We start from the raw sequence: 15,104 nt of genomic DNA on the forward strand, positions 1-15,104 counted from the left end.
TATGAAGCGATATACCGCTTAGGCGTACGCGTTCACCAAGCGGACAGCGCCGCCGTCGACGCCCTTGGCACCCTGGACGTAATCCGGGCCGGTCTTGTCGATCGAGTCGCTGTCGGCTGAAACGGTGCCCATGACCCAGGACGGAAGGCCGCGGTCGTTGAGGCGGGCCACTGCAGCGTCTGCTGCTTCGGCGGAAACAATGGCAACCATGCCGACGCCGAGGTTCAGCGTGCGCTCCAGGTCGGCCAGCGGCACGTTGCCCAACTCGGAAACCAGCTTGAAGATGGCGGGGAGTTCCCAGGTGTTGCGGTCAACTGTTGCCACCAGGCCCTGCGGAAGGACGCGGGCCAGGTTGGCGGCAAGGCCACCACCGGTGACATGGCTGAAGCCGTGGACTGCCGCGCCGCCCGTAACGGGGAAGGTGCGGGCAAGGTCCAGGCAGTCGGCTGCGTAAACGCGGGTCGGCTCCAGGAGCTCTTCGCCCAGCGTGCGGCCGAGCTCCGAAACCTGGCGGTCCAGGGCCCATCCGGCGTGGTTGATGACGCGGCGGACCAGGGAGTAGCCGTTGGAGTGCAGACCGGAAGAAGCCATGCCGATCACGACGTCGCCGGCACGGACACGGTCCGGACCGAGCAGGGCGTCGGCCTCGACGATTCCGGTTGCGGCACCTGCGACGTCGTATTCGTGCTCACCCAGGAGACCCGGGTGCTCAGCGGTTTCGCCACCAACAAGGGCTGTGCCGGCAACGGAGCAGGCAGCAGCGATACCGCGGACGATGTCTGCAATTCGCTCCGGAACAACCTTGCCGCAAGCGATGTAATCGGTCATGTAGAGCGGCTCAGCACCTACAACGACGATGTCGTCCACCACCATGCCCACCAGGTCGAAACCGATGGTGTCGTGGATGTCCATGGCCTGCGCGATGGCTACTTTGGTGCCAACACCGTCAGTGGACGTGGCCAGCAGCGGCTTCTTGTAGGTCAGCAGCTTGGAGACGTCGTACAGGCCAGCGAAACCGCCGACGCCGCCAATCACCGAAGAGTTGTGCGTCGCCTTGATGGCGCCCTTCATGAGTTCGACTGCGCGGTCGCCCGCTTCAACGTCGACACCGGCAGAAGCGTAGGTGATGCCTGTTGTGTTCGGGGTGCTTCCAGCGGCGGGTGTTGCGGAGCTCATACAGACTCTTTCTTGTCGGCGTCGGTCAAACGATCAGCGTCGGTCAGCAGGTTCTCGAATTCGGCGTCGGGTCCGGGATCGCAACCCGTGGCACCCGGCTTGTCGGCCGGATCCTCGGAATCGTCCACGGACTCGGACTGAGCAGCTGGTTCCAAGCCGCCCAGGTCGGTGCGTTCCAGCAGGTTCTTGCCCAACTTGTCCGCGTGCGGCAGCTCGATGGGGTACTTGCCGGTGAAGCAGGCCGTGCAGAGGCGTTCGCGCGGCTGCTGGGTAGCGCCGATCATGCCGTCTTCGGAGATGTAGGCCAGCGAGTCCGCGCCGATCGCCTGGGAAATCTCCTCGATGGTGGCGCCGTTGGCAATCAGTTCCGCGCGGGACGCGAAGTCGATGCCGTAGAAGCACGGCCACTGGACCGGGGGAGAGGAAATCTTGACGTGCACCGCGGCGGCACCGGCTTCCCGGAGCATCCGGACGATGGCGCGCTGGGTGTTGCCGCGAACGATTGAATCGTCCACCACCACAATGCGCTTGCCGCGGATCACGGATTCCAGGGCGTTGAGCTTGAGCCGGATACCCAGCTGGCGCAGGGTCTGCGACGGCTGGATGAACGTGCGGCCCACGTAGGCGTTCTTGACGAAGCCATGGGCAAAGGGGATTCCGGATTGTTCGGCGTACCCAACAGCTGCGGGGGTACCGGACTCGGGAACGGGAATGACGAGGTCGGCCTCGTGCGTGTTTTCGCGGGCCAACTGTCGGCCCATCTCAACGCGTGCCTCATACACGGAGCGGCCGGCGATGGCAGCGTCCGGGCGGGCGAGGTACACGTACTCGAAGACACAGCCGGCGGGAGTTGCCTCGGCGAAGCGCTGTGAACGGACGCCGTCCTCGTCGATGGCAATGAACTCGCCGGGCTCGATCTCGCGGATGAAGCTCGCGCCAACGGTGGCCAGGCCGGCCTGCTCGGAAGCGACAACCCAGCCGCGATCCAGGCGGCCAAGACACAGCGGGCGGATGCCGTAGGTGTCGCGGGCAGCGTAGAGCGTTCCTTCGTCCATGAAGACGAAGCAGAAGCCACCCTTGATCTTGGGCAGCAGCTCCAGTGCAGTCTGCTCCAGGGTCTTGCCCTCTTCACCCTCCAGGAGAGCGGTCACCAGTGCGGTGTCCGAGGTGTTGCCCTGCTTCATTTCACCGGTCAACTGGCCGTCGTTGCGCTCAAGGATCATTTCCCGGAGCTCAGCGGTGTTGGTCAAGTTGCCGTTGTGGGCCAAGGCAACCGTGCCGGTTGCTGTCGCCCCCAGGGTTGGCTGCGCGTTGGCCCAGTGGCTTGCACCGGTGGTGGAGTACCGGCAGTGGCCAACGGCCAGGTGCCCGGTAAGGGTGTTCAGGGTTGTCTCATCGAAGACCTGGGACACAAGCCCCATGTCCTTATAGACATTAATGCGCTTGCCGTCACTGGTAGCTATACCAGCCGATTCTTGTCCGCGGTGCTGCAGCGCATACAGCCCGTAATAGGTGAGTTTTGCTACTTCTTCACCGGGAGCCCAAACCCCAAAGACGCCACAAGCGTCCTGAGGGCCTTTTTCGCCGGGGAGAAGATCATGAGAAAGTTTTCCGTCGCCACGTGCCACTGGTCGATTGTCTCATGATGTCGGCGTGGTACGTTCCCCCGCAGCCTATGTGACCCCTCGAACCGGCGCAGAACAGGCGTGTTACTTCGAAAATGCGGTGTGTCTCACATTCGGCTCCCCTCCAAAGAGGCGGGCCGGGCGCCCGACTTACCGGACGTCGTCGTTCTCTGGTCCTTGGTCCGGAACCGAATCCGGAACGGCTTCCACGACGGCGCGCTGGGAGCGCTTGACGCTGATGCGGTCCAGGATCAGGGCGAGAATCGAGAAGAGGATGACGCCTCCGCCCGCGCAGACGATCAGGAAGAAGCCGAACACTGTGCCGGCGTCGAAGGCGGGGTCGGATTGGCGGCCGTACGCGATGATGGCGGCCACGATTGCACCAACCACTGCTCCCAAAATCATGAAGGGTACAAACTTGGGTGCCCGGCGTACCGTGATCTCGCGGCGGGCGGAGTTGGGGGTGGTGTCCTCTGAAGCCATGCGTTAAAGCCTACCGTTCTCCGCCGATACGACAGTTAATGCCAATGTCCTTGAAGAACATTGGCATTAACTGGAAACTCGGCGGGGGTGGGCTAGCTGCCGCGGTACGTCGAGAACGCGAACGGGCTCAGCAGGAGCGGCACGTGATAGTGCTCGCCGGCATCTGAAACTGTGAAGTTCAAATCCACTTCAGGGAAGAACGTCTCCGTGCCGAGGCCCTCGTAGTAGGCGCCGGTGGCAAAATTCAGCCGGTAGGCGCCGCCCGGGATCCGCTCCGGACCGAGGGTCTTGATGCGGCCATCGGCGTCGGTTTCGCCCTTCGCCACCAGGGTCCAGTCGTCACTTTCACGGACGTAAAGTACGACGGCGACACCCGCCGCCGGGCGGCCGGAACCGGTGTCCAGGATGTGCGTGGTTACTTGTGAAACGCTCATGCGTTGACTCCTTCGCTGACCAAGCCGGAGAGGCGCAACAATGCGATCTCCCGCAGCTGGCCGGCCACAATTGTGTCTTCTTCTTCGGGGGTATGGGTGATGCGTTCCTGAAGGGTGCTGAGGATTTCCTGGGCGCTGCGGCCGGCGGCGCGGATCAGGAAGACCCTGCCGAACTTTTCCTCGTAGGCGCGGTTGCCCTCAGCCAGGGCGGTAGTGGTATCGCTGTCTCCAGGATCCACTCCGGCCTGCTCCGAACGCGACATTGCGGCCTCGGTGGTCTGGGCCTTGGGGCGTTCGCCGATGCGGGGGTGGTGTGCCATGGCGGATTCCACCTCGGCGGCGGTGAACGGTTCGGCGGCGCGCTGGGCCTGACCCAGCAGTTCGTCGACGGTGGCGAAGGGCCGTGCGTCGACGACGGTCTCCACCCAGCGGCTGATATCCAGGCAGGGGGTGAGGATCCTGATGGCCTCGTCCCGGTCAACACTGTTGAATTCTGCAAGCTCCATGCTTGTGACATCCTCGTGCAAATGCTGGCATCCATGGTGTGGGCTATGCGGAACTCCTGCTGGTGCAAGAGGAAGCCTTTGCTTCAAGCTTCCGCATCATGGAACTGTTATTTCAGCATACGTAATTCAGTTAAGCCGAGTGATCGGCCTGGTGTCAAGAGACTACCGCCCTGTGGCGCCGCGTCCGCACTGTCAGGTACAGGCGATGAGCGGTGATTACCAAGGCCAACCATGCCACGCCGATGGCCCAGGCCGCCAGCACATCCGTCAGCCAATGGTGGCCAAGGTAGACGCGGCTCAGGCCCATGGTGAAGGCAAAGATCCCGGCCACCAGTACGGTGATGACCCGCGCCCGCAAGGTCTTGAGCCGCAGGATGATCAGGTAGGCCACGATGCCGGCAATCACGATGGAGTTCAGGGAATGGCCGCTGGGGAAGGACGCGGAATGCTCGTAGGGAGGAATGGCGTCCGCAAGGTCCGGGCGGGCGCGGCCGAAGATCGGCTTGCCCAAAATAGTGATGACCAATGATCCCAGCCCGGCAGCAAGCATCAGGATCACCGGTGTCCATGATCGCCGCTTGGTGGCCAGGAAGATCATGATGCCAACGGCAATGATGGGCATACCCACGGTGCCGCCAATATTCGTATAGGCAGTAGCTGCTACGTCCAGGGCGGGGGAGCGGACGCTCTTTGCCGCGGCCAGGACGGGATCGTCCAGGCCTGCTACGCCGTCGGCTTCCGTCACGGACTCATAGACCTCGCCGAAGACCAAGGCCAGTGAGAGGGCTGCGGCGAGTCCCACTATCAGGGTGATGATGAGCGCGGCGTAGGGCCCCAGCAGGGAGGTGACCTTCTCGGCGCCTCGGGCAAGTGTTCGGCCCGCAGGGGATTTCCAGCGCGTCAGGTCCTGCCCTGCAACGAACCTGTCCTGGCTTACTTCGCCGCGGACGCCCTGCTCCGGCGCCTCTTTTCCTTCAGTCGTCACTCATGTCCCCTATCCGTGGCGGCCTCAGTATTGGTGAGCAACCTTAGCAGTTGCTGCCCGGAGGTTCCTGGGAGCGCCTTCAGGCCTGTTATCTCCCGCTGTCAGGCAGTGGCTGCTTGTCAGGCAGCGGCTGGCCCACTTTGACCAGCAACGTCTGCTCCGGGCCAAGCTCTTGGCCGCCCTCACTGATTGGCCGCAACTCCGGGACGGGCTGACCCGAGGCGGGGTCGATGAGGACCGAATGTTCCTCACCCGGGGTGAAGGCGTTGCGCTCGCCCCATTGTCGGAGGCTGAGGAGCAGGGTGAACAGATCGCGCCCCGCGTCCGTCGGTTCATATTCGCTTCGGGTGCCCCGCTCGTTGGGAATCCTGGTCAGGACGCCCCTTTCCACCAGGAGGCGGAGGCGGTCCGAAAGGATGTTTTTAGCCACGCCCAGCGATCTCTCGAACTCGGAGAAGCGCCGCTTGCCGTCCAGTGCGTCCCGAGTGATGAGCAGGGTCCACTTGTCGCCCACCAGGTCCACGGCTCTTGCGACGGGGCATTCAGGATCCGTCCACTCAACTTCACTTGGTTGCAACATGCAACCATTCTGCCATAAGGTCGCATGGTTGCATTGTGAAACCAAAAATGGAGGCGCTGTGAGCACAGACCTGAAGGAATCCAGCCGAGGACTCGGCCGTCGGCTGTTGTTCCTGCTCGCTGTGGCCGCCGGGTTCATGGTGTCCAACATCTATTACGGGCAGCCCCTTCTTGAGCGCATCGGGACGGATCTGGGGATTCCAACGTCCGGGGTGGGCTGGATTGTGGCCTCATCCCAGGCCGGATACCTTCTTGGGCTGGTTCTCTTGGTGCCGCTGGGGGATGTCATGAACCGCCGGGTGCTCATCACCCTTCACATCGCGGCGACGGCCCTTGGCGGATCCGTAGTGGCCCTGGCAGATTCACAGGCGGCCCTGCTGGGTGGCTTCATGCTCCTCGGCTTGGCCTCGTCGGTGGTCCAGACCATCGTGGCGTATACCGCCACCTCCAGCACCCCCGACCAAAGGGGCGGAAGCATCGGCACCGTCACTGCCGGCGTCGTGAGTGGCATCATCCTTGCCCGAACGCTGGCGGGAGGCCTGACAGACCTATGGGGATGGCGGTCGGTCTACGTTCTCGCGGCGCTGGCAGGTGCGGTCCTCGCCGTCGCGGTTTATCGCGCTCTGCCCCAAGAAAAGGCCGAGAGGGGCGGGGCGCGCTACTGGCGGGCTGTCTCATCTGTGGTGGTCCTGACACGGCATGATCGCGTGTTCCGTACGCGGGCGCTGATCACCATGCTGCTGTTCGCGTCCTTCGGGGTGCTGTGGAGCGGCATGTCCCTGCTGCTCAGCAGTCCCGCGTGGAATCTGCCGCCCAGCGTGATCGGGCTCTTTGGGCTGGCTGGCCTCGTGGGTGTGGTGGCCGCATCCCGGGCAGGCGCCGCGGCGGACCGTGGATGGGCGCAGCGGGTCACGGCGTGGAGCCTCGCTGCGCTCCTGGCCTCCTGGGTGGCTCTGTCCCTCGGCAGTTGGTCGCTGTTGTGGTTCGTAGTGGGCATCATCGTCCTCGACGCTGCCGTTCAGGCCGTCCATGTCAGCAGCCAGACCCTGATCGTGGCAGGTGCTGAGGAGTCGGCCAGCAGCATGATCGGCAGCTACATGGTCTTCTATTCCTTGGGAAGTGCCGCGGGTGCGGCAGCTGTTGCTCCGGTCTGCGATGCGTGGGGTTGGACCGGGGCCAGTGTCCTCGGCGCCGTTTTCGCGGTGCTTGCGCTGGCGGTATGGGGCATGGACCGGCTCATTCCGTACAAATCGAGCGGGCGGGCGCGGTTGGCTCGCCCCGCACAGCACGCTGGGGCAGAATGACCTCAACCAGCTAAGGAGTTCGCACATGCCCGACATTCTGACGTCCAGGTTCCTGTTCGGTCCCGGCCCGAGCAATTGCTACCCCGAAGCCATGGCCGCCCTGGCCTACCCCGTGCTGGGGCACCTTGATCCGGTGTTCATCGAGCGGCTCGACCACACCTGCGAGGGCCTGCGGACTGTTTGGGGCACGTCCAATGCGCGGACACTCCCTTTGAGTGCCACAGGTTCCGGCGGGATGGAAGCGGCTTTCGTGAACACCGTGTCCGACGGCGACGTGGCAGTTATCGCCGTTAACGGACTGTTTGGGGCGCGGATGTGCGAGGTCGCCCGGCGTTGCGGCGCCACTGTGGTCCGGGTTGACCACGAATGGGGCCAGCCCGTCGATGCCGACCGCGTCCTCTCGGCGCATCCTCATCCGAAAGTCATTGCGGCAGTTCATGCTGAAACTTCTGTGGGTGTTATTTCCGACATCGCCGCGCTCGGTGCCGGCAAGGGCGACGCCCTGCTGATCACCGACGCCGTCACCTCCATCGGCGGACTGGAGCTGTTGGCGGACGACTGGGGGATCGACGTCGGATATGCCGGTACGCAGAAGTGCCTGGGCGTTCCTCCGGGACTGTCGCCGTTCACTGTGTCCGACCGCGCCTTTGAGGGCCGCGTCAAGGATCCACGGTCCTGGTACCTCGATATCGGGTTGCTCGGCGGGTACGTCGGGGCGGCCAGTGGAGCCCGGACGTATCACCACACTGCGCCCGTCACCATGATCGCCGGGCTCGAAGCTGCCTTGGACCGGATCCTCGCCGAGGGGCTGGACGTGGTGCAAGCCCGGCACCGCGCCGCCGGGACCGCACTTCAGAATGGGCTGCAGGAGATGGGGCTGGAACTGTTCGCTGCTGAAGGCTCCCGGTTGCCGAGCCTCACCACGGTCAAAGTGCCCGACGGCGTCAACTCGGCTGCCGTCCGCGCTTACCTTCTGGAGAACTTCAGCATGGAGATCGGCTCGGGCGTGGGGGAGTTCGCGGACACCGTGTGGCGCATCGGCATGATGGGCCCGAACGCTAACAGTGCCTCGGTCACCTTGGTGCTGGGGGCACTGAAGGAGGCGATCGCAAAAGCCTAGCCCCCGCACGCTCGCTCACGTCCCGCGTGCTTGGGCCGCACGCTCACTCACGTCCCGCGTGCTTTAGCCGCACGCTCACTCACCCTCCAGCGCCGACGGTCAATCGGTGACGTGACCGGCGTCGTACGTTAACGTCGCGGAGGCGGCGGTGCTGCCGTCGGCGGGCTGAATGGACGTGATCGTCAGCAAACCCGCGCCAGGCAGCGTGATCGACTGGCCCTCGCGGAAGGCCTGCTTGCGCTGTTGTTCTGCGGTGCGGATCCAGAACTGGATAGCGGGGGCGCCGTCGGCGATTCCGATCTTGACCACGCCCACTTTGACGCCGTCGAAGGTGGGCTGCATGCCTTGCTTGACTGTTACGAGCTGTTCCACGGCCATCCTTACTTCACGTCCACGGAGTACACGGAGTCGAAGTTTTCCTTGTACTCATCTTCGGTCAGTTCCAGCGTGCCGGACTTGTGGTCGTCGTCGTCCTCCAAGTAGCCGCCGGATGGACCCCACGGGTTGGCCAGGACGATGACTTTCTCGCCGTCGTCGTTGGTTTTCACATCAACCACAACGTAGGCATGGTTGGGGACGACGTCGGTGCGGTTGACTTCGTCGGACTCCCAGACCCAGTCGAAGTCGTCGTCCTTGACGTCTTCGGTGCCGACGGAAATGGCTTGGCCGTCGGAGAGCTTGTCCTCGATGTCATCAAAGTTCAGCTCGCCGTCCTTATCTGCGGACTGCCCGGTCATCAGTTCCATGGCTTCGTTGCTGAAGCCGCCGTCGATGTCGTCGTAGGATCCGCCGCGGTGCTCAGCCGCCGCGCGCTCGTAGATGGACAGCCAGTTGGGTTCGCCATCAGCGCCGCGGACTCCGCCTTCGGTGGACTTGGCCTCCACAGTGACTTCCACAGGCTCGCCGTCTTCGTAGAGTGTGACCACCCAGTGCGTCGGGGGATCACCGACGGGACGCATGTGCTCCTCAAGGAACTCGTCCAGCTTGCCTTCGCGCTCCAGCACCTGGGCCACGGAGCCGATTCCGGCCAACAGCCAGCAGTCGCCGATCTGTCCTTGGTTGATGTCGCTGGGGTCACCGGCGTCGGGGTCATTGCGCACGTCGCCGGGCACATCGACGTCGGGAGTGTCGGGGTCCAGCGGCCCTGGGTCGCCGGGCGGGTTCGAATCGCCCCGCCCGGAATGATCAGAGCCCGAGGACCCTGACGCTCCTGAGCTGGACTTGTCCTGCTGGTCCGCGTTACGGATCAGCTCCGTGGCCTGCGTCTGCAGCTCACTGGAGATTTTCTTCAGCATGGGGCGGTGTTCGGAGTCCCACGAGGCCCGGAACATCGCTGCGTCCCGGCCGTCCCACCGCGCATTGCTGATGAGGTGACCCAGTTCCGTGGACAGGGAGGTCATCCGTTCCGAGTGCCGGGACATGGTCTTCGCGAGAGCCCGCAATTGTTCAATATCAGCACCGTAAAATCCGGGCATTTATCGGTCCCCCTCAGGAATTTCGTTGGCATCACAGGACTCAGACTTGACCGGAACAGTGACGTCCAAGTAAGCCGGGAACTTGGATCGGATGGTCACCGTGGCACCCGCCGCATCAGTGCTGCGTGTGACCACCCAGCCGCCCGGGACAGGGTCAGTTCCGTCGAAAGCCGGGAAGCCGTGCTCTCTCAGGACCGGATCCGCCGCTGCAAAGACGTCCTCGAAACTCCTAGATGGTTTCACGATGTCCGCGCTGCTCTTCATGCTCCGTGGGGCGAGCATGCACCTGCCGTCGTCGATGCGGCTCAGGCGTGCCGGGTCATCCACGGCCCACGTGATGTCCGGCATCTTTGCCTCCAAGGCCGCAACAAGGTCGGCAGTCAGGGCGTTGTACTTCGCCGCGCTTTCTGCCACGGGAGCCGGTTCGGCGGTCACTGGCGGCGCGCTGCTGGGTTCCCGCGTGGGTCCGTCGGGGGTATCGCTGCAGCCCGCGGCGGCGGCCGCCATCACCGTAAGGGCAGCAGCCAGCGCCCAAGACTTGCGGTGCATGCGGCGGTTCATTTCGTCCCCAGTTTCAGTTAGCGTTCGACGGCGGATCTCACCGAATGCTTTCACGTTGCGTTGCGCCACGCGATGGGCAGAACAACCCGTGCAGGTGAGAGATGGTTCGGTTCAAGCACGTGGGAGGTGAGAGATGGTTCGGCTCAAGGGCGTGGGAGGTGAGAGAGGATCGGCGGGAAGGGCGCGGGAGGTGAGAGAGGATCGGCGGGAAGGGCGTGGGAGGTGAGAGAGGGTCAGGTGTCGCGGGTGAGGATCCAGGTGTTGGTGCCGTCCTGGCGTTCGAACGTCACCGTGGTCACCAGGGCCTCGATGAGTGCCAACCCGCGGCCGGACTCCGCATCCGAGTCGGGCATGGACGCTTGCATGTCGCTCGCGAAGGGCTCACGGGCGTTGTACGCGCTGACCCTCGCGACCAGTCGAGCGGGCCGGACGCTGATGTCCACGTCGATCTCCACGGGCTTCTCGGCCACAGGAAGCGCGTGCTGCACGATGTTCGCCGCTGCCTCGATGACTGCGGTGGCAAAGGTCATCCGGTCCATGTCCGGCACGAAGGCGGCGTCGTCCCACAACGCATCCAACTCGTTGTGAATGGCCTCGATGGCTTCCTCGTTGGACGGACCGTGGAACCCCCGGCGGGCGATGACCTCAGTCATCTCCGAACGCCTCCTCGGCTGAGGGGTACGCCGTGAGCACCCGGTCCATGTTGGTCAGTTCCAGGACCATTTTGACCTGTGGTTGAACGCCGGAGATGCGGAGGTCGCCACCAGCCTGGCGTGCGGCTTTGAGGCAACCGATGAGGGCTCCGAGGCCGGATGAGTCCATGAAGTCAGTCTCGGCCAGGTTGACTACAACCCGGCTGGATCCGCCGGCGACAACCTCGTTCACTACTTCGCGGAGCTTGGGCGCTGCCACCATGTTCAAGCGGCCCACGCTCTTCACCTCCGCGTAGGAGTCCTTGACCTCATAGCTGAACTGCATCTGCATTCCTTTCCTCGGGGCTCTCCGGCCCAACATCTTCAGGGACAAAACCCTTGTACAAAACTGCCTTGACCAGCACGCTCAGGACCACAAGGTCGAACGCCACCCAGGCGACGTTCACCAGCGTGCCGAGGGGCTCCGAAAGACCAGTCAAAAGCCGGGCGATCCCTACAACCATTGCAATGGCCAACAACACCGCCACGATGATCTGCGGCCGGATCAGGCTCCAGCTCGGGCCGCCGCTCTGCCGCGCCTTGGGGGTGACGGCAAACCCGAGGGGACGTCCGAACCAAACGTTCCGCGCCGCCGTCGTACATGCCTTGATCCAGGTGGGGAACAGCGCAAGGCTGTACTGCTGTCCGCGCCACGTGGGGATGCCGTGCCCGGCCACCACAAACAGCAGCTGGTTCACCACCATGAAGGGGATGAAGCGGATGAAGAAGTCCCAGCTGAGGCTGCTCACAGGGAGGATGCCGAGCGTCAGGTAGATGATGGGCGCCGCGAAGTACACCACGGCCGCGAAACCGCTGAGGTAGCTCCACATGGTGGAGAAGTACATGAGCCGCTGGCCCCACGAGAGCCGGGGCTGGACCAACGGGTTCTCGCGAAGGAGGACCTGCATGGTGCCTTGGGCCCAGCGGAGGCGTTGGGTGAGCATGGTTTTGAGGTCTTCGGGGGCCAGTCCGTTGGCGAGGATCTCGTGGTGGTAGACGCTCTTCCAGCCCAGTGAGTGGATCCGCATGGCCGTGGCCATGTCCTCGGTGACCGAGATAGTGGCCAGCGGCATGATCGGCTGCGCTTCGTCGGTGCGTTCCACGGAGATGGCGTCCAGGACCGCGTGGACCGACTCGAGCGCACCCAACGGTGACCAGTCGCGGCCGGACATACGGTCGACGGCGTCACTCGCCACAGTGGTCACGCCGGACTCGCCGACGTGGGCGAGTTCCATGGCGGCGATCTCTTCGAGGTCGGCCTGCAGTGCAGAGAAATCGGCAGCAACGAGGGTGCGCACGGCCTCGTCCACTTTTCGGCGCACGCGGTACGTGATCTCGCTGAGGGACACGCGCGCTTCGAGTTCCTGCTGGGCTGTGTTTGTTGCTGCCTCCACCTCGTTGAGCATCTGCTCCACCAGCGGGTTGCGGGCCTCTTCGGAGCGGCGTGCCTTTTTGATCGCCGAGCGGGACGCAGTGAGGGCGCGACGAACACTCTTCTCCGTGGCTTTGACGTAGCCCACCAGACCGAGCTGCATGAGGGCTTCGCGGCGGAGGATGGCGTTGGAGCCACAGAAGAACGCCGCGTTCCAACCGTCCTTGCCCTGCTGGATGGGCCCGTAGAACAGCGGTGCCTGGCTGCCCAGGGGATCGTCGGCGGGGACGTTGATGAAGTACTGCGGGGTCTGGACCAACGCCACGCGGTCGTCGTTGAAGTAGCCCAGCGTCTTGTCCAGGATGTCCGGTTCGGGGATCTGGTCGGCGTCGAGAATCAGCAGGTATTCGCCCGAGGTGACCATCAGGGCGTTGTTCAGGTTGCCGGCTTTGGCGTGCCGCGGCATGTCAGGTGTCCAGTCCGCGCCGCGCGTCACGTAGCCAATCCCGTTCGACTCGGCGAGTTGGCGCATCTCGGGGCGATCGCCGTCGTCGAGTATCCAGGTGCTGTGCGGCCAGCGGATGTCCTTGGCGGCCAGGGCCGTGGTCATGACAAGGTCCAGCGGCTCGTTGTACGTGGTGATGAAAACGTCCACGGTGGCGTCGGACGGCGCTGGGGGTGGGGGCTTGCGGATCTTCAGGTTCCACACCGTCAGGCCGAACAGCATCACGTCAATGAGGCTGTACGTTTCAGCGATCACCAACGGAACGGCGATCCACCAGGCGTCCCAGTTCAGCGACGCCATCCAGCGCCATGCCACATAGTTGACGCCCAGAATGACTGTCAGGACAACCAGCAGCCTGGTCCAGAAACGTGTCACAATCCCCCCTTTTTGTGGTCTTTAGTGCTGGACTTCAGGTTTCCTGCGAACGACGACGGCGGTCACATCGTCTTCGGCGGTGGCAGCAGGTGCCAACTCCAGAAGAGCGGCACAGACGCCGTCCGACGATGCCTCGCCCCGCGTCGACTTTTCCACGTTCCGAATGAAGTCTTCGAGGGAAGCATGGGCGTCCAACACGCCGTCGCTAACGATCACCAGCGTGTCGCCGGGTTCCAGCAGGAGCTCAGCGGCGGGCCAGTGCTGTCCGTCGAGGATGCCCACCGGCGGACCGGCGGACACCAGTCTCTGCGCTGCCCCCTCAGCCGGGATGTACAGCGCGAGGCCGTGACCGGCGTCGATATAGCTGAGCCTTCCGGACGGAGCGTCCAGCCGCGCATGGAACATGGTGACGAAGGAACCGGACTGGTCCAGGTCCGCCGTCATGGTGGCGCCCGCTGAGGCGAACGCGGCGTCGATGGCCGGGGTGTCCGCCACCGAACGCATCACCGCGCGGACGGTGGCTGCGATCAAGGCGGCGCCCATGCCCTTGCCCATGGCGTCCGCGAACGTCAGGTGCATGCCGTCCCTGGTCTGGTACCAGTCGTAGAAGTCCCCGCCAACGTTGCGGGTAGGGCGGAAGGCCCCGGCGACGTCGTATCCCTCAATGCGGACGGTTTCCCGCGGCAGGAGGCTCTGCTGCACTACTGCGGCGCGCTCAAGTTCGTCCGTCTGGCCGGTGTCCTCGGCCGGCGCGGGCGTGCGGGCCCGGCGGAATAGTGCACGGATGCGGGCCTGGAGTTCTTTGGGGCTGAAGGGCTTGTTGATGTAATCGTCAGCGCCGATGTCCAGGCCGTTGAGCCGGTCGATCTCGTCTGCCCGTGCCGTCAGCATGAGGATGTAGGCGTCCGAAAATGCGCGGAGCCGGCGGCATACCTCCATGCCGTCAATGTCCGGGAGGTTCACATCGAGAGTCACGAGTTCCGCGTTGGTGTTGCGGACAGCCTCGACGCCGGACAAGCCGTCAGGTGCTTCGGTCACCACAAAGTCGAGCTGCTCGAGGACCAGGACGAGGAGGCCGCGGATGTCAGCGTCATCTTCGACGACTACAGCGTGGCGCACGGGTGGGGAAGAGACCATGGCTCCATTAACTACTGTGGCCGGACGTTTGTCACGTTTAGTCAAGGCATATGAAACGCCCGCGCACAAAAGTGGGCGGGCGTTACATATTTTGTTCAGTTATGTGAGAGACGGTTCGGCTCTAACCCTTGGGATGTGAGAGACGGTCCGGCTCAAGCCCGTGGGAGGTGAGAGAGGGTTCGGCTCAAGCCCGTGGGAGGTGAGAGAGCGATCCGCTCAAGCCTTTGGGATGTGAGAGAGGGTTAGACGCCCAGCTCTTCCTTCAGTGCCTGGACGTGGCCCTGCGCAGCAACTTGGTACTGGGTGAGCTTCACGGTGCCTTCGCCGTCGAGGACGACGGTGGAGCGGACCAGGCCTTCAACGATCTCGCCGTCAACCAGCTTCTCGCCCCATGCACCGTAGGAGAGGGCAACAGCGTGGTTTTCGTCGGAGAGCAACGGGAAGGTCAGCGCGAATTCACCGGTGAACTTGGACAGTGCTTCCGGGGCATCCGGGGAGATCCCGATGACGTCGTAGCCCTTGCCCTGGAGGCTGGCGAGGTTGTCGCGGAAGTCGCAAGCCTCGGTGGTGCAGCCGGGGGTGGCTGCCTTCGGATAGAAGTACACAATGACGTTGCGTCCGCGGTAATCGGACAGCGAGACCTTGGTGCCGTCGGCGTCGAGAAGCGCGAAATCAGGTGCTTGCGTTCCGACGAGGAGTTTCTGGGTCATAGCGATCCTTTACGTTTCACCGGCAAACAGCCGGCCTTTATTTCAAACAACAGCGGTCATGCACT

Annotated in this window: 17 protein-coding genes; 2 read left to right on the forward strand and 15 right to left on the reverse strand. The window is 63.9% G+C overall.

All coding sequences use genetic code 11. From position 1 onward, the window contains the following. Nucleotides 1-18 precede the first annotated feature (18 nt). The 7 genes from purM to RQH14_RS12480 all read right to left on the reverse strand — a co-directional run bounded on the left by purM (nucleotide 19) and on the right by RQH14_RS12480 (nucleotide 5,789). Nucleotides 19-1,176: a phosphoribosylformylglycinamidine cyclo-ligase gene (purM, locus tag RQH14_RS12450; protein ID WP_089596294.1), complete on the reverse strand. Its 1,158-nt coding sequence runs from the start codon at nucleotides 1,174-1,176 to the stop codon at nucleotides 19-21. Next, the gene (purF, locus tag RQH14_RS12455) at nucleotides 1,173-2,804 is read right to left on the reverse strand and encodes an amidophosphoribosyltransferase (protein WP_207594986.1); all 1,632 of its coding nucleotides are present in this window, start codon (nucleotides 2,802-2,804) and stop codon (nucleotides 1,173-1,175) included. Before purF ends, purM begins: the two co-directional genes overlap by 4 nt. A gap of 147 nt (nucleotides 2,805-2,951) precedes the next feature. Beyond that, nucleotides 2,952-3,284, reverse strand: coding sequence for a hypothetical protein (locus tag RQH14_RS12460; RefSeq protein WP_311213534.1), 333 nt, complete (start codon nucleotides 3,282-3,284; stop codon nucleotides 2,952-2,954). Nucleotides 3,285-3,376: 92 nt separating this feature from the next. Continuing rightward, nucleotides 3,377-3,718, reverse strand: coding sequence for a hydroxyisourate hydrolase (gene uraH / locus RQH14_RS12465; RefSeq protein ID WP_311213535.1), 342 nt, complete (start codon nucleotides 3,716-3,718; stop codon nucleotides 3,377-3,379). Then, nucleotides 3,715-4,224 carry a 2-oxo-4-hydroxy-4-carboxy-5-ureidoimidazoline decarboxylase gene (uraD, locus tag RQH14_RS12470; protein ID WP_311213536.1) on the reverse strand — a complete coding sequence of 170 codons (510 nt, stop codon included), beginning with the start codon at nucleotides 4,222-4,224 and terminating at the stop codon, nucleotides 3,715-3,717. The genes uraH and uraD overlap by 4 nt, the downstream gene beginning before the upstream one ends. Before the next feature lie 154 nt (nucleotides 4,225-4,378). Further along, nucleotides 4,379-5,209, reverse strand: a complete 831-nt coding sequence (locus RQH14_RS12475; RefSeq protein WP_311213537.1) for a phosphatase PAP2 family protein — start codon at nucleotides 5,207-5,209, stop codon at nucleotides 4,379-4,381. A gap of 88 nt (nucleotides 5,210-5,297) precedes the next feature. Then, nucleotides 5,298-5,789, reverse strand: coding sequence for a helix-turn-helix domain-containing protein (locus RQH14_RS12480; protein ID WP_311213538.1), 492 nt, complete (start codon nucleotides 5,787-5,789; stop codon nucleotides 5,298-5,300). A 58-nt stretch (nucleotides 5,790-5,847) separates the two neighbouring features. Here RQH14_RS12480 and RQH14_RS12485 point away from each other — a divergent pair, with 58 nt between their 5' ends. Continuing rightward, nucleotides 5,848-7,092: an MFS transporter gene (locus tag RQH14_RS12485; RefSeq protein ID WP_311213539.1), complete on the forward strand. Its 1,245-nt coding sequence runs from the start codon at nucleotides 5,848-5,850 to the stop codon at nucleotides 7,090-7,092. Nucleotides 7,093-7,117: 25 nt separating this feature from the next. After that, entirely contained in the window at nucleotides 7,118-8,212 is a 1,095-nt protein-coding gene (locus RQH14_RS12490; RefSeq protein WP_311213540.1) for an alanine--glyoxylate aminotransferase family protein, read from the forward strand. 99 nt (nucleotides 8,213-8,311) lie between these two features. On the opposite strand, the gene RQH14_RS12495 is transcribed toward RQH14_RS12490, so the two are convergent. From RQH14_RS12495 to bcp, 8 genes are all read right to left on the reverse strand, one after another. Further along, nucleotides 8,312-8,584 (reverse strand): hypothetical protein, encoded by a 273-nt coding sequence (locus RQH14_RS12495; protein ID WP_311213541.1) that lies wholly within the window; start codon nucleotides 8,582-8,584, stop codon nucleotides 8,312-8,314. An 8-nt stretch (nucleotides 8,585-8,592) separates the two neighbouring features. Next, on the reverse strand, nucleotides 8,593-9,687 hold the full coding sequence (locus RQH14_RS12500) for a C2 family cysteine protease (RefSeq protein WP_311213542.1): 1,095 nt from the start codon (nucleotides 9,685-9,687) through the stop codon (nucleotides 8,593-8,595). Beyond that, entirely contained in the window at nucleotides 9,688-10,236 is a 549-nt protein-coding gene (locus RQH14_RS12505; protein ID WP_311213543.1) for a hypothetical protein, read from the reverse strand. Nucleotides 10,237-10,481: 245 nt separating this feature from the next. After that, complete coding sequence (locus tag RQH14_RS12510; protein WP_311213544.1) at nucleotides 10,482-10,901, reverse strand: ATP-binding protein; 420 nt, start codon at nucleotides 10,899-10,901, stop codon at nucleotides 10,482-10,484. Continuing rightward, nucleotides 10,894-11,226, reverse strand: coding sequence for an STAS domain-containing protein (locus RQH14_RS12515; protein ID WP_311213545.1), 333 nt, complete (start codon nucleotides 11,224-11,226; stop codon nucleotides 10,894-10,896). The genes RQH14_RS12510 and RQH14_RS12515 overlap by 8 nt, the downstream gene beginning before the upstream one ends. Further along, nucleotides 11,210-13,192 (reverse strand): glycosyltransferase family 2 protein, encoded by a 1,983-nt coding sequence (locus RQH14_RS12520; RefSeq protein WP_311213546.1) that lies wholly within the window; start codon nucleotides 13,190-13,192, stop codon nucleotides 11,210-11,212. Before RQH14_RS12520 ends, RQH14_RS12515 begins: the two co-directional genes overlap by 17 nt. Nucleotides 13,193-13,213: 21 nt before the next feature. Further along, nucleotides 13,214-14,329 (reverse strand): SpoIIE family protein phosphatase, encoded by a 1,116-nt coding sequence (locus tag RQH14_RS12525; protein WP_311213547.1) that lies wholly within the window; start codon nucleotides 14,327-14,329, stop codon nucleotides 13,214-13,216. Between the two features lie 242 nt (nucleotides 14,330-14,571). Beyond that, nucleotides 14,572-15,039 (reverse strand): thioredoxin-dependent thiol peroxidase, encoded by a 468-nt coding sequence (bcp, locus tag RQH14_RS12530; RefSeq protein WP_159706260.1) that lies wholly within the window; start codon nucleotides 15,037-15,039, stop codon nucleotides 14,572-14,574. Nucleotides 15,040-15,104: the final 65 nt, after the last annotated feature.

Source organism: Arthrobacter sp. WCS2018Hpa-7, from assembly GCF_031843805.1.
GTDB lineage: Bacteria > Actinomycetota > Actinomycetes > Actinomycetales > Micrococcaceae > Arthrobacter.